The following is a 14,428-nucleotide window of genomic DNA, read 5'->3' on the forward strand; positions in this document are numbered from 1 at the left end:
TAAAATCTCTCAACTAAAGACGGAGAGTATATGTGAGAGCAAGTTCAGAAGTATTAGCAAGAAAATATAGACCAAAAAACTTTGACGAGCTAATAGGTCAAGATACCATTTCTCAAACCCTCTCGCTTGCACTAGATGCCAACAGGCTCTCTCACGCATACCTCTTTTCAGGTCTTAGAGGAAGCGGTAAAACTTCAACCGCCCGCATATTTGCAAAAGCTCTAATCTGTGAGACGGGTATAACCCATCAGCCCTGCGGAAGCTGCCAAAACTGCGTAGACTCTCTTGAGAACCGCCATATCGATATAGTCGAGATGGATGGAGCATCATCGAGAAAAATAGATGACATCAGAGATCTTATAGAACAGACAAAATATAAACCATCAAGTGCTAGATTTAAGATATTTATTATCGATGAAGTGCATATGCTTACAAAAGAGGCGTTTAATGCACTGCTAAAAACGCTTGAAGAGCCGCCCTCTTATGTAAAGTTCATACTTGCTACCACTGATCCTCTAAAACTCCCTGCAACTATACTGAGCCGTACACAGCACTTTAGATTTAAATCAATCGCCACAAATAAAGTTGTTGACCATCTGGCTCACATACTAAATCTTGAGGGCATCAAATATGAGAGCGACGCTCTAGAGATACTAGCAAGAAGCGGAAGCGGAAGCCTAAGAGACACTCTAACACTGCTTGACCAAGCTATAATCTACTCAAAAAACCACGTAGATGTACGCACGGTTACAGATATGCTCGGACTTGTTGATCCAGACTTCATTAGCAAGCTCTTTAGAGCCGTGTTTGCAAAAGATTATGCCGCACTTGTAGAGTTTACGAAGATATTAGAAGAGTATGAAGCTGAGATGGTCGTAGATGAGCTTATTGCCTACCTAAAAGAGAGAATGTACGCAGGCGATGCTCTCTACTCGACTCTTGTTCTTGATAGATTTTTCAGGATACTAAGTGATTCCAAATATCTCTTTAGCATAAATGCCGACGGCTCTTTTGTTCTCTCGCTTATATTTTTCAAGATGATAGAAGCGCTTCGCATAAAAGAGGTAGACCAGATGATAGAATCTCTCCAAAAAGAGATACAAAGGCCATCAATCTCATGCGCCGCACCTGTGCTGCAAAACAGCGAGCAGACTCAAGTTGAAGAGAAAAAAGAGAGTGAGCCTGCAGGCGAACAAAAAGCAGAAGAGCCCTCAGCATCCATAAACCCTTATGCAAAAATGTTTGAAGAGCTAATAGCAAAACTAAAAGACAGAAGTCCCGAACTTGGCGAGTGTTTTGAGAAAAGCATCTACTTTATCTCCTTTGAGAACAACACGCTTACATGGGAGAGCTGTGCGAAGGGTGATTGTAAAAAAGTTCTTACGCACGGATATTCAGTTGTAAAACAGTTTGTCAGAGAGATTTTCGGATTTGAGACAAAAATAAAACATGAGCCCTGCACAAAAACAGACGATGATAAACAAGAGGAGCAAAAAGAGAGCGCTCCAAAAGAGGCAGAAGCCAAGCAGTATGAGCAATCAACCTCGATGATAGAAGATGCTGAGATGGGCGGGAGTGCAAGCTGTGTCACAAACTGTCAAAGCAGCGACACTACCAGAGAGATAGATGCCGCAGAGATCAAAGATGAACCTATGGTCCAAAAGGCGATCGAGCTTTTTGAAGCTAAAAAGATGATTATTCAGTCAAAGATCTAGCTCTTTATCATACTCTCAACGCTAAAGCTAAATGTAGAGCCTTTGCCAAACTCTGAGCTTATCTCCAAAGATGAACCCAGCAGTTTTAAAACATAACTCACCATAGCCAAGCCCAGCCCCATAGAGTTATCCCAGCTGTTTCTGTCTACTCTGTAAAATTTGTTTGTGACTTTTTGCAGATGCTCCTCTTTTATACCCACACCGCTATCTTTAATAGATATTTTGTTCTCACTTAGAGTTATAAACACATCGCCGTTTGAGTATTTCAGAGCGTTATCTACCAAGTTATCAAGAACAAGCTCCATCATCGTCTTATCGCTTACTACACTCAACTCTGCGGCATCTACTCTTATCTCTCTGTCTCTATATTTTGACTTTAGGTTTAACGCGATTTCTGCGCACAACTGACCTATATCGAACTCACTTTTATTGAGTATAAGATCGCCATTTTCAAGCTTGACCGAGAGAGCGAGCCTGTCGAGCATCTTTGATATCTTCTGAGCATTTGAGCCAATTTTGCCCAAAAACTTCTCTCTGATGTTTTGCGGCATTTCGATATCTTCTTCGATCGTTTGAGCATAGCCGATAATTGCGGCAATAGGGTTTTTGAACTCGTGAGATAGTGCAGATAAAATATCGTTTCTCTGCTTATTCATCAATCTTAGCTTTGCCATATGTTTTGATTTTTTTCTCTCGTTTTTACTAAGTTTTTTTACCAGATTTTTAAGAAGCAATGAAATCTGTAAAAATTCATAGAAGTATTTTGTCTTGATGATGGCTTTATAGTTTTTGTTTGAGACCTCATCTAGATAGTTTGTGATCTGCTCAATATCATAAACCACTTTTTGGCTCATGGTCTTAGAGATAAAAGTAGCAAGGATTAGTATCACCATAAAAACAAAAAAGAGCTTTATCCACAGAGAGTAAAAATCATACATTATCTGCTCCAGGCTCATAGAGAGCCTCAGGTATATCTGCTCATCTTTGTAGATAACCCGTTTGGCGATATATAAAAAATCCGCCTTTACGGTATTTGAATATCTTGTTATATATCCGTAGTCTTGAGAATTAGACTGCATTATCTCAAATCTTGAAGCGTGATTGTCCATCTCTTTTTTATCTGCGTCCGACTCAGCTAAAACCACTCCATCCACGGCAATTATAGTTACCCTCAGAGATGTTTTTTCATTAACCTCTGCTGCAAAACTCTCAAGATCGTCTACACTTTTCAGATCCATCTCCATAAATTCGATGGCGTGTTTTAAGTGGTTTTTATTATGCTCAATTATTATATCTTTTAGCGCGATGTAACTGATGATCGATGAGACAAGAAGAGATGTTGCAAAAAGAAGCAGGAATTTTAAAATAAATATCTGATGTATTTTTAGCACAGCTTGTACCCTACTCCGCGGACAGTTTCTATGTAGTTTTTCGTTTTATCTGGGTCTATCTTCTCTTTTAGCCTGTTTATGGCTACATTGACGGTTCTGTACTGGTACTCTTCTCCGTCTCCCCAGACATTTTCCAGAAGATAGTCACGGTCAAGCACACTGTTTTTGTTGATGATGAACTCGCTTAAGAGATTGAACTCAAGTTTTGTGACATCAGTTTTTTTGCCTTCAACTGTGAGAGTCCTTGAACTTTTATCGAGCAGCAGGTCTCTGTGCGAGAGTATCCCCTCTTCGACCTTTTTTGAGGTTCTTCTTAAAACTGCTTTTATGCGAAGAAGAAGCTCTTTCATATTGAAAGGTTTTGTTATGTAGTCGTCTCCGCCTCTTATAAAACCCTCTTCTATCTCAGAATCCGCATTTTTCGCACTTAGATATATCACAGGCGTAGCAAATCCCCTTTTTCTAAGGGTTTGCACAAATTCGCTCCCCTCTACACCGGGGAGATTTCTATCCATAATAAGAAGATCAATATCCTCTTCGACAAGCATCTGCTCGACACTTTTTGTGTTTAAAAAGCCGATGACCTCATAACCCTCTTTTTGCAGATTGTACTCAATGAGCTCTAGAATATCCTCTTCATCTTCCACTACGACGATTTTTGCACTCATGTTTTAAGAATTCCTAGTTAAATTTTATACTATTGTAGCAAAAAAGGGTCTCTTTTTGATTACAGCTACTTCTCTATCCATGCATCACTTCTCAAGACCTCGCCATCGTCAAATATCTTAAGTTTAAATGCGCTCTCACATCTGCCCTCACTAAAATCCATTATAGCTATCTGCATTATCTTTTTACACTTTTTTGGAATATCAAAATGCCCTCTCATACCTGTAAGAAACTGCTTTAGAGGCACTTTCTCATCCATCCCGATGACATTATCCCTGCATCCGGTAAGCCCCATATCGGTCATATATGCGGTGCCATTTGCTATTTGAAAATCATCTGTAGAGACATGTGTATGTGTTCCGATTATCGCGCTCACTTTTCCTTGAAGAAGCATCATCATTGCTCTTTTTTCACTTGTTGCTTCCGCATGAAAATCTATAAAAATATTTTTCACTCCACTCTCATGCAATACTTCCACACTCTCTTTTGCACATCTAAAAGCGTTGTCGGTATATGGCATAGCGTAGTGCCCCATAAGGTTAAGAACAGCCAGTTTCTCTGTGCCAATTTCATAAACCTTACAGCCTGTTCCGTTTACCTCATCCGGATAGTTGTGAGGTCTTAGTATCTCGTGAGTATCAAAGAGTGCTTCAACCTCTTTTTTATCCCACGTGTGATTTCCGCCGCTCATACAGTCCACACCGTAACCTACGATCTCGTTGGCATTTTTAAGGGTTAGTCCGAAACCGTGGGAAGCATTCTCATAGTTTGCAATGACAAAGTCTACTCCATACTCCGCCCTAACTTTCGGCAAGTGGCTCTTTAACATATCTCTACCAGGACTTCCTACTATATCTCCAATGAATGCTATTCTCAAATACTATCCTTTTTTAAAATATTTTTTATTTGTTGCATTTAAATTTCTTATTGTTTCTCTAAAAGCATATTCATTTTTATTTTTTGTTCTTCATTACCTTCTGTACTTATCTTCGTTATGACCTTAAGAAGCTTTTCTTTGTATGGTAAAAAATCTCCTGATACAGACTTTTTTTCCCAAGAAAAAAACATTAAAGAATTTTTTACAAAATCTATACTTTCATAAAAATACTTTTCTAAATCTTCTTCTTTTAAATGATTTAATGATATCGCCGAGCCATCCCACTCTCTTTTAATAACTTTCTTTACAAGATTTATTACTTTTTCACTAGAATCTATATCATTTATAGTTTCTGTATTTTGACTTTCATAATAATTTTTCAAATCAGAATGAAAAGAGATTATTTCTTCTATTTTTTTTTCTTTAAAAGGATCATATATCCCATCATCATTTTTTCTATGCACTTCTAAATATTTTTTTAGAACTTCAATAGCAAAAGTATTATACTGCTGGTTATTTGTATTATCATATTTTTTTAACTCTTCTATAAAATAAATAAAATTATCTGAATCTAAAATATTTATAATATTTTCTTTATTCTCTTCCAATAATTTATATAGATTTTTTGTATACTCTTCAAATGTATAATTTAAACCATATCTTGCTTTTGCTAAATAGTCATAAATTTCATTCTTAACACTACTATATTTTTGACTTGCAATTCTCTTATCAACACCTTTTTTTAATGGCTCTTCCTCTATCAAGGAGTTTTTTACATAAGAAACCACGTTGTGTGTAAAGTCACTCATATGAAAGTATCCACTATTACCAAAATTGATGTAATTCAACAACTTTTCAAAATCTTCATTTTTTGCTTTTTCTCTAGAAGGCTGTCCATATTCTTGGTTTTTCAATTCTTCTAAATCATATGGATTGCTATATCTACTAAGTTCTTCAAAATCTACGGATAAGTCAATGGCATTAATGGTCGAAATTTCCAATATATTTTCAACAAGCTCTCTTTCAATATCCTTATGTTCTTTTACAAGTTCCTCTACAAAGCTATAATCATTTAAAGCATTGATTACTCTTTTTATCACACGAATATTATTGATATTGTGTTTTTGAAAATATTCTAACGGATAATCTTGAAAAACTTTCAAACTCTCTTTAACTAGTGAATAAGATTCTTCTGGTGTTGGAGCATAATTAAAGTCATAATCAATGATTTTATCTTTATACTTTGACAAATCTTCATCTTTTAACTCACCTTTATTGAGTATCATCAGCACATGGCAGTTTTTTTGCTCTTTTAGTTCTGATATTAATCCAAGCACATCTTTTAATTTCAACTTATCCGACATACGCTCAAAATCATCGAAACAAATGATTACATTTTCAAAATCTTTTTTTTCAAACCAAGATAACGCAAGAGATATATCCATTCCATAAAGCTTAAATGAGCCTATTTTATCTTTAATGTTTTTAGTAAATCCATTTTGTGTATATACCTGCAAAAGCAAATCATTTTTAATTTGTTGAATTGTTTCTTGCCCAAATAATGATATATAAGCTATTTTTTCATCTACAAAATTGTCCTTAATAAGCTCTTGCCAAAAAAATGTTTTACCGACTCCCCAATCTCCATTTATTGCAATTCCAAAAGCTTTTTCAAACTTTAATAATTCTTTGAGTCTTGTTTTTATTATTTTAGTTGAACTCATTTTGTGTTCTCCATGCCTATCATCTTATAATGGCATCTATGTTTATAGTATTTATTTAAAAGGTTTTATTTTACCTAAATTAAAATAGTAGATAACTTCATCCATTATTCAGTCTCTCTAAAATCTCCAAGGCTCCACTCTCAAACTTTGAAAAAGCAAACCACTTTTTGCCGAGGTCTTTAAGGCTTGCACCTATGTGGTAAATCTCTGTATTATCTATTATCAAAAACCTGTCATGAGCTTTTTTGAACTCTTGAAGTTCTATGTTTTGATATTGGGAGTTGTATTTTTTAAAATCCAAATGCAACTTTTTTGAAATACTCCCGGTATAGATTTTTATCTTTATATGTTGATATTTACTAAAGAGTGTAAAAACAGTGTCGTCTATGTAGTTGTCTATAAGTAACACTTCGCTTTTTGCACTACGAAGCAAATCGTTCACAAAAACATAGGCATCGTAAATTTGACCATCAAAAAGTATCCCTTGTTTGTGTTTTATAGATTTATCTTCAAGCGCATCAAATAACTTTTCAAATTTCTCATCTATTTTTATCTCATGTGCCATTTGTCTTTTTTCTACTAGCTCAAGGCGTGTAAAAATATCTGCATTTTGAGAAAGAAAGCTTCTCATTTTGACAAAACTATTAATTATCTGGATGCTTGTTTGAATGGCTGTATCGCTTCTAAGAACTGCTGAGAGCATAGAGACGCCTTGCTCTGTAAATGCAAATGGTAGAGATGAAGAGTGTTTAAGTGATTGAAACCGGTCGCAATTTGCGACCAGTTCATTTTTTTCTTCTATAGTCAGTTGAAACCGAAACTCTTTTGGGAACCTTTCAATATTTCTTTTGACTTGCTCTCCCAGTCTTTTTGGCTCTACACCGTAAAGTTCAGCCAAATCTCTATCAACCATCACTTGCACGCCGCGAATGGTAAAGATTTTCTTTTCTATCTCTATTACTGGCTCATTCATTACTCAAAGCTCCACATATTCATTTTATAAATCTTATCAAACTAATTTATTTTCATGAAAAAATATGTCATTTTGTAATACTTTTTATATTAAATTTATCCTCTCAAATACTTCAGCACTGCTTTTATGATGTCGTCATCATCTTTTGAGTCTGACTTAATGCTCTCTTTTTTCTCATCCATATAGGTAAGTGTGATATTTTGTCCATAGTTTGAAACACTCTTTATCTTCTTATGCAAACTCAAAATTTTGATGACCATAAGTTCAAAGAACTGCTTGGTCGGTGTGTCGAGCTCGCCGAAGCGGTCTATCATCTCCTCTTGTATCTCATATATCTCCAGCGGTGTTTCGCATGATGAGAGTCGTCTGTAGATGTCAAGGCGGAGTCTGTCCTCTTTTACCACCTCATCCGATATGAAAGCTGAGATGGTAAGCTTTATATCTACTTTTAGCTTTTCGCTCTGGGCTTGATTACTCAGTAGTTTTATAGCATCTTCCAACATTCTAAGATACAAAGAGTAGCCTATATTCTTTATATGTCCGCTTTGGGCATCGCCAACCAGATTTCCGCCGCCTCTTATCTCTAAGTCGTGATATGCAAGCACCGAGCCGCTTCCCAAAAATGAGTTTGACTCCAACGCTAAGAGTCTCTTTTTGGCATCATCAGTTAGTGTCTCTTTACTCTCGACTATAAAGTATGCAAACCCTTCCAAGCTGCTGCGACCGACGCGACCGCGGAGCTGATGCAAGTCCGCCATTCCAAACCTGTCCGCACCGTCAACTATGATGGTATTAACACGCGGCATATGGATTCCTGACTCTATGATAGAGGTTGCAAGCATAAGGTCATACTCTCCCGCTTCAAACTTTAAAAGCTCTTTTTCCGTCTCTGTTGCGGAGATCCTGGAGTGAAGCATAACTACTCTTAGCTGGGGAAGTATCGCTTTTAGCTCCCCTAGTTTTATAGGCATATGATCTATCGAGTTATGGACGTAAAATATCTGTCCGCCACGTCTGATCTCTCTTAAAATCACCTCTTTTATAAGCTTCTCGTCATACTCTTTTACAAATGTACGTACAGGCTCTCTCTCGCTTGGCGGGGTAAGCAGCTGCGACATTGTTTTGATGGAGCTCAGCGCTTGATTGAGTGAGCGCGGTATCGGTGTCGCGCTCATTGAGAGAAGATGAACATTGTGATAAAGCTCTTTTATCTTCTCTTTTTGCTTAACGCCAAACTTATGCTCCTCATCTATAATGACAACTCCTAGGTTCTTAAACTCCAGATCAAAAAGCGTATGAGTTCCGACAACAACGTCCAAATCTCCGCTTGCAAGAGCTTTGGTTATATTTTTCTTATCTTTTGCGCTTACAAATCTATCGAGCTTTGAGCACTTTATCCCCAGTTCGTCAAACCTCTCATGTAACGAGCGGTAGTGCTGTGCTGAAAGCAGTGTTGTAGGAACGATAAGAGCCGACTGATAACCAGACTTATATGCTGCAAATATGGTATTCATAGCAACTTCGGTCTTTCCAAAACCGACATCACCGCTGAGTAGTCTGTCCATAATATGACCAGAGCTCATCTGAGTAATGATCTCATTTATTGATTGTGTCTGATCGTCCGTGTACTCAAATCCGGATAGCTTTTGAAACGCTCTTAGCTCATCCTCATCTACTCTTATTTTTGGTGCCTTTATAAGCTCCCTTGCAGCGGCGGTATTTACGATCTGCCCTGCGATCTCCATAAGCCGTTTTTTGACACTCTCTTTTAGTTTGCCGAAGCTCCCTTTGCCGAGCTTGTCAAGAACGGGAACAGAACCGCCTGAGGCGATATAGCGGTCTATGACATCAAGATTTTCAACGGGAAGCAATATCTTGTCATCGCCAACATACTTGATGACTATAAAATCTTTAATACCGCCCAATATCTCGGTCTTCTCAATGCTCTCAAAGATGCCGACACCATAATCCTCATGAACAACATAATCACCCGCTTTTAGATCATCGAGCAAAATGGAGCTTTTTCTTCTGCGTCTGATTCTATCAGGCTTGTTAAGCGAAATTACAAGCTCATCTTTTGTAAGTATGTTTAATATATATGGAGCATAGCGGGTCTCGATACCTTTTAGATCAAACAATCCCGCCTGCTTAACGACCGCCTCGTTTGAAGCTATCACAGTTATCTTTTTATCTTTATGCACTTTTAAAAGAGCGTGGATATCCGTTACGGATATCTCTTTAAAGTCGTCCGATTCGTCCAAAACCTCAAGGTTGAAAGACTCTCTTGATAGTGTCGGCTTATTTAGGGCATAGGCATCTACCAAAAAAGCATCCAGATTTCTGACAAGCTTGGCATCTTTGCCCTCTAAAAAATTTGCCGCATTCTCATCAAGGTGCCAAAGTCCCAACGAAGCAATATCTTTTACAAGAGAGTTAAACTCGCTTTTGGAGACCTTCTCGTTTAGAGTATTGAACTCATCCTCATTTAGCGAGTAAAAAGCGGGTGTGATCTCTACACTCTCAAGCTCATCTTTTTGAGTCCTTTGCGATTCAAGCTCAAAATATTTTATCTGCTCTATCTCATCATCAAAAAGAGAGATCCTAAGCGGCATAGCCGATGATGGAGGAAATATATCTATGATGTCACCGCGAAAGGAGATCTCACCCTCAACTTGAACCATATCTACAAAGCTATAACCCCAAAAAAGCATCTGCTCCTGAAACTTTTTAAGCTCTACAGTAGAGCCGAACTCAAGCCTTGTTGAGGCTAAAAGATTCTCTTTTGGAAGATTAAAAAGCAGCGTCTTTAAAGGTGAGATTATAAGCGGCTTTTTTTTAAGAGAGTGGTATTTTCTAAGAGTAGAGAAGAGTTCGTGAATCTCCTCTTTATATACTCTTAGGTCATCCCCGAAAGTCGCTCTTAGATCCGGAAATACGAGAACATCTTTTTTAAAAAACCTAGCTACGCTCTCAAGAGAGTGCGCCTCTTTTGCGTCTTGGCAGATCAAGATCTCAAGATCTTGATCTTTAGAGGTTTTGTAGTATTGAAATAGTCTGTTTTGTGACATTATATTGAGTTGAGGATTATGATACTTTTACCTCATTATCATTAATAAGGCTCTTTAGCGTGTCGGCAGGAATGCTCTCATTGTGTGATGCTTTTTTTGGAGCCGCAGTGACATCTTTTACGATGCTCTCTCCTTCAAAGATGCCTTTTGCTTCTATAACAAGCTCGCCTGACTCTATGGAGCCGCTTACTCTTCCGTGCGCTTTTATCTCTACTCTTGCAGCACTTATACTGCCTTCTACATAGCCTTGGACTACAAGTCTTGTCGTAGATATATCCCCTTTGATATGTCCGCTTTTACCGATATTTACCTCTTTGCTGGAGTTTATAGTCCCCTCAAACTCTCCATCTACATAGAGATTGCACGCTAACGTCATCTCTCCTTTGATTGTAGAGCCAGCTGTGATGATGGTAGTGTTTGTGTCGGGTTTGGTACCTTTATGTGCGCTGTCGCTGTTATTAAAGATTGCCATGGTATCTGTTTCTCCTTTTCAAATATATCATTATAGTTTTTTACACTCCATCTTACAAATTCTATAGGGTTTACCGCCCTTTGAATGAATCTGATCTCATAGTGGAGATGCGGGCCGCTGCTCATTCCTGAGTTGCCTGTATAAGCAACGAGATCGCCCTTTTTAACAAAACTGCCCGATTTTATCACAACTTTGTTTAAATGAGCGAAATAGGATCTAAAGCCGTAGTTGTGCTGCAGGATCACAAGATTACCAAATCCGCTCTTCTCATGAAATCCAGCCCACTCTACGATACCATCAGCTGTTGCATAAACAGGCGTGTTCATTGGAGCTTTCATATCTATTCCGCGATGAAGCTCTTTTGAGCCCAGTGTAGGGTGTATTCTGTAACCAAAATTACTTGTAACTCCGTTATACTTGACAGGAGAGCCGCTTGGAATAAACTGCATAAGAGTAGCCATATGCTCAGAGTTTAGTTTTGTTACACTTACTCTCTCTTGAAGCGACATCTCTGCTACAGGAGCAAGTCCTATAAGCGTCTCTATCTCTGAGAGCGTGTCTGAGACCTCCATTAGCTCTCTTTTTTTATCAACTAGAGCCATCTGAGTCTCTTTCATACTCTCATCCAAGAGTCTATTCTTCTCTTTTTGCGCTAAATAGGCTTTTTCAACGCTCTCATGCTTTGTCTCTATCGCATCTACTGCGTGGTTTAGATATAAGATAGTTCCTATTGCGCTGAGTGCAATGGTTGCGATAAAGAGAACGGCGTAAAAGATAGCTTTTTTTATAATTTTATGAAGATTGAACTGCTTTACGCCATTATCGTCATTTATCGTAATCGTAAAGTGATTATTCATAATACTCTCTTAAAAATGTCTCGACAACACTAAAAGAACCAAAAACCAGATAATTAAACTCCGATTTTATCGCTTTAAATTGTTTGTATTTTACCCCTATATTTGTTAAAACAGTTTTAATATCCTCTATTGATGCCGCTCTTTGGTCATTTATGGCTATTATCTCGACGTGCAGAAGAATAGGCTTTAACACTTTTAGTATCTCTTGATAGTTTTTATCCCTGTAACTGTTATATACAAGTACCACTTTCTCCCCTTTAAGCGCATCTGCGATGCTTTGAGCTGCAAGAACATTGTGTCCTACATCTATCGTAATATTTTTGGCTATTTTTGTAAGTCGCCCAAAAAGCTGTTCGCAAGAGAAGTTCTCTGCACTATAGTCAAGTCCCAAAAACTTTAAAGCGGCAATGCTTAAAGAGAGGTTCTGGATGAGATAAGGAGCAAGTGAGTATCTTTTTGCGACCTCATCTCTGATTTTTCTATCACTCTCATCGAGTATCTCATCCACTCTATATATATTTAGTAATTTTTCTGCAGCTAGCCTTTCAGCCGCCCTATAGACCTCTTCATATTTCTGAACACCTAAAATAGCGCTCTTTTGCACAGCATTTAGTTTCGTAGTTGCGATCTCTTTAATGTTTGAGCCCAAAAAAGCCTCATGGTCATAGGCAATAGGAGTTACAAGAGTGAGCGTTTTTGGAAATACTGCAGTTGCATCGTGCTCCCCGCCAAGCCCTGCCTCCATAACGACATAGTCACACTTGCGAAAAACAAGCATAGCCAGAAGTGTCGTATACTCAAAATAACTAAGTGAGGTTGCATAATCTTTTCTCAAGATTTCTTGAAGCTCTTGATGTGCCTCTTGCAGCTCACTATCACTCGCATTTTTACCATCCATGTATATTCTCTCGTTAAACTCCAGAATATGAGGGGATGTGTAGTGCCCGGTGCTGTATCCTATGGAGAAAAGCGCATCAGCTAAAAACCTGCCCGTTGTGCCTTTGCCGTTTGTTCCGATAATATGGACTATTTTAGGAGTAGGAAGAGCGGCTTTTACCTTCTCATATACTCTTGGCATACGCTCATAGTCTATTTTTTCGTAATAGAGCGGTTTAAGATCCAGATACTCTTTGAGTCTCACTTATAAACAACCCTGTCTCTGCCCTTATTTTTGGCTTTGTACAGATTCTCATCGGCACTCTTTACTAGGCTCTGCAGCGAAAAGTTTGACTTTCTGTCACTTACGCCGCAGCTGACTGTGAGTTTTATCTGATTATCTTTATACATCAGAGAACTTTTCTTAAGCTTTTCTCTTACTTTCTCGGCAAATACTACACCGCCTTTGATATCGGTCTCACCTAATATTGCAATAAACTCTTCACCGCCGAACCTTCCCACAATATCAACCGCTCTTGCTTCATTTTTAAGTATTTTTGCAAAAGCAAAAAGTACGGCATCACCTGCATCATGCCCGTATGTATCGTTAACATCTTTAAAATGGTCAAGGTCCAAAAAGACGACGGTAAAGTTATGTCCATGTCTCTCAAACTCCGCCTCTTTTATGTTCATCAGCTCTTCTAATGCCCGTTTATTGTAGAGCTTTGTTAAAAAATCCTCTTTCGATTCCTCTCTTGCTCGCTGAAGCTCCTGTTCGAGATGCTCTATTTTTTTGCTGAGCAGATTTACTTCGTTACTGTGTTTTTTCAGATCACTTGTCAATGCTTGTGTGTTCTTCTCAAGAGCCACGGCAATAGCGTATATTTTTTTATGGGCAACGCTAAAGTTCGTGATAGTCTTTTCATTATAGCTCTCAAGCTCTTTTTTAATCTTCTGTATCTCTATGGTCGAGCTGTCTGAACTCTCTATCATCTCTATAAGTCTTAGCGAGAGTTTATCAAGGACACCGTCAATTGACTCTATCATCTCTTTGACGCTCTGCTTGTCAAGCGCTATTCTTAGAGCTATGGCAGATTTTATCTCAGCCTCCACAGAGGCACTCTGTAGAAGCTGTGGATTACTCCTTATTCTCTGGCTTATATCTGCTATCTTATCGTTAATGCTCGGTGCTATTGATGGAGTCAAAGATGAGACAAGCAGTGAAGCTATTGTTGAGAGCTCTATTGTGCCTAAAGGCTTATCGCAGAGATTTGTAAGATTTAAATCTTCTATGGTTTTTTTAAGATTTGTTTTATCAACCTCACCGAGCGCTTTTAGTTTCTGTAAAAAGGTATCGTCATATGTTGTTATAAAGTTTATCCAATGCTGTCTAAACTGGTCTATCTCTGTAACTGAAGGCTCTCTGTTTAAAAGTTCAAGACTTCTCTTTGCAAGTTCAGTAGCCTCTTTGTTATGCAGTACCTCTACAACCTGAAGCACTCTTCTTATAAAGAGACTCTGAGATTCAAGCAGATTAGCGCAGTGGGATGGGTTTGTTCTGTTTAGTTTTGATATGAGAAAGCGGGAGAGCTCGGAGATATTTTTAATATGGTATTTTTTAAGTTCATCTTGAAAATCTTTGTTCAGAGATGCGGTAAATTTTTCAAGCTTTGAGCAATCCTCTGTCGCAAAGCCCGCTTTTGTGGCCTCTTTGCAAAAAGCTTCGGCATAAAAATCAGGCGTTAAAAGCTTCCCCTCTAACTCTAATCTTTTTACAGCTTTTTTTATGATAGTCTGAATATTCATAAC

The 14,428-nt window shown here is 38.1% G+C and carries 11 protein-coding genes; 1 reads left to right on the top strand and 10 read right to left on the bottom strand.

Going from position 1 to position 14,428, the window contains the following annotated elements; translation table 11 throughout:
• The first annotated feature begins 32 nt into the window (after positions 1-32).
• Entirely contained in the window at positions 33-1,715 is a 1,683-nt protein-coding gene (locus FCU45_RS07200; RefSeq protein ID WP_137013779.1) for a DNA polymerase III subunit gamma/tau, read from the top strand.
• Here the strand turns inward: FCU45_RS07200 and FCU45_RS07205 are convergent.
• The 10 genes from FCU45_RS07205 to FCU45_RS07250 all read right to left on the bottom strand — a co-directional run bounded on the left by FCU45_RS07205 (position 1,712) and on the right by FCU45_RS07250 (position 14,425).
• Positions 1,712-3,106 carry a sensor histidine kinase gene (locus tag FCU45_RS07205; protein ID WP_137013781.1) on the bottom strand — a complete coding sequence of 465 codons (1,395 nt, stop codon included), beginning with the start codon at positions 3,104-3,106 and terminating at the stop codon, positions 1,712-1,714. The genes FCU45_RS07200 and FCU45_RS07205 overlap by 4 nt on opposite strands.
• Positions 3,100-3,774 (bottom strand): response regulator transcription factor, encoded by a 675-nt coding sequence (locus FCU45_RS07210; protein ID WP_137013783.1) that lies wholly within the window; start codon positions 3,772-3,774, stop codon positions 3,100-3,102. The genes FCU45_RS07205 and FCU45_RS07210 overlap by 7 nt, the downstream gene beginning before the upstream one ends.
• 65 nt (positions 3,775-3,839) lie before the next feature.
• Positions 3,840-4,649 (bottom strand): TIGR00282 family metallophosphoesterase, encoded by an 810-nt coding sequence (locus tag FCU45_RS07215; RefSeq protein WP_137013785.1) that lies wholly within the window; start codon positions 4,647-4,649, stop codon positions 3,840-3,842.
• A 47-nt stretch (positions 4,650-4,696) separates the two neighbouring features.
• Positions 4,697-6,373, bottom strand: a complete 1,677-nt coding sequence (locus FCU45_RS07220) for a hypothetical protein (protein ID WP_137013787.1) — start codon at positions 6,371-6,373, stop codon at positions 4,697-4,699.
• Positions 6,374-6,470: 97 nt separating this feature from the next.
• Positions 6,471-7,346 (bottom strand): ORF6N domain-containing protein, encoded by an 876-nt coding sequence (locus FCU45_RS07225; RefSeq protein WP_137013789.1) that lies wholly within the window; start codon positions 7,344-7,346, stop codon positions 6,471-6,473.
• Between the two features lie 95 nt (positions 7,347-7,441).
• Entirely contained in the window at positions 7,442-10,414 is a 2,973-nt protein-coding gene (gene mfd, locus FCU45_RS07230) for a transcription-repair coupling factor (RefSeq protein WP_137013791.1), read from the bottom strand.
• Between the two features lie 16 nt (positions 10,415-10,430).
• The gene (locus FCU45_RS07235; protein WP_246032268.1) at positions 10,431-10,790 is read right to left on the bottom strand and encodes a bactofilin family protein; all 360 of its coding nucleotides are present in this window, start codon (positions 10,788-10,790) and stop codon (positions 10,431-10,433) included.
• Entirely contained in the window at positions 10,787-11,743 is a 957-nt protein-coding gene (locus FCU45_RS07240) for a M23 family metallopeptidase (RefSeq protein WP_137013795.1), read from the bottom strand. Before FCU45_RS07240 ends, FCU45_RS07235 begins: the two co-directional genes overlap by 4 nt.
• On the bottom strand, positions 11,736-12,884 hold the full coding sequence (locus FCU45_RS07245; RefSeq protein WP_246032269.1) for a bifunctional folylpolyglutamate synthase/dihydrofolate synthase: 1,149 nt from the start codon (positions 12,882-12,884) through the stop codon (positions 11,736-11,738). Before FCU45_RS07245 ends, FCU45_RS07240 begins: the two co-directional genes overlap by 8 nt.
• Complete coding sequence (locus FCU45_RS07250) at positions 12,881-14,425, bottom strand: GGDEF domain-containing protein (protein WP_137013797.1); 1,545 nt, start codon at positions 14,423-14,425, stop codon at positions 12,881-12,883. Before FCU45_RS07250 ends, FCU45_RS07245 begins: the two co-directional genes overlap by 4 nt.
• Between the last annotated feature and the right edge of the window lie 3 nt (positions 14,426-14,428).

It is taken from the genome of Sulfurimonas crateris (genome assembly GCF_005217605.1).
Lineage (GTDB): Bacteria > Campylobacterota > Campylobacteria > Campylobacterales > Sulfurimonadaceae > Sulfurimonas > Sulfurimonas crateris.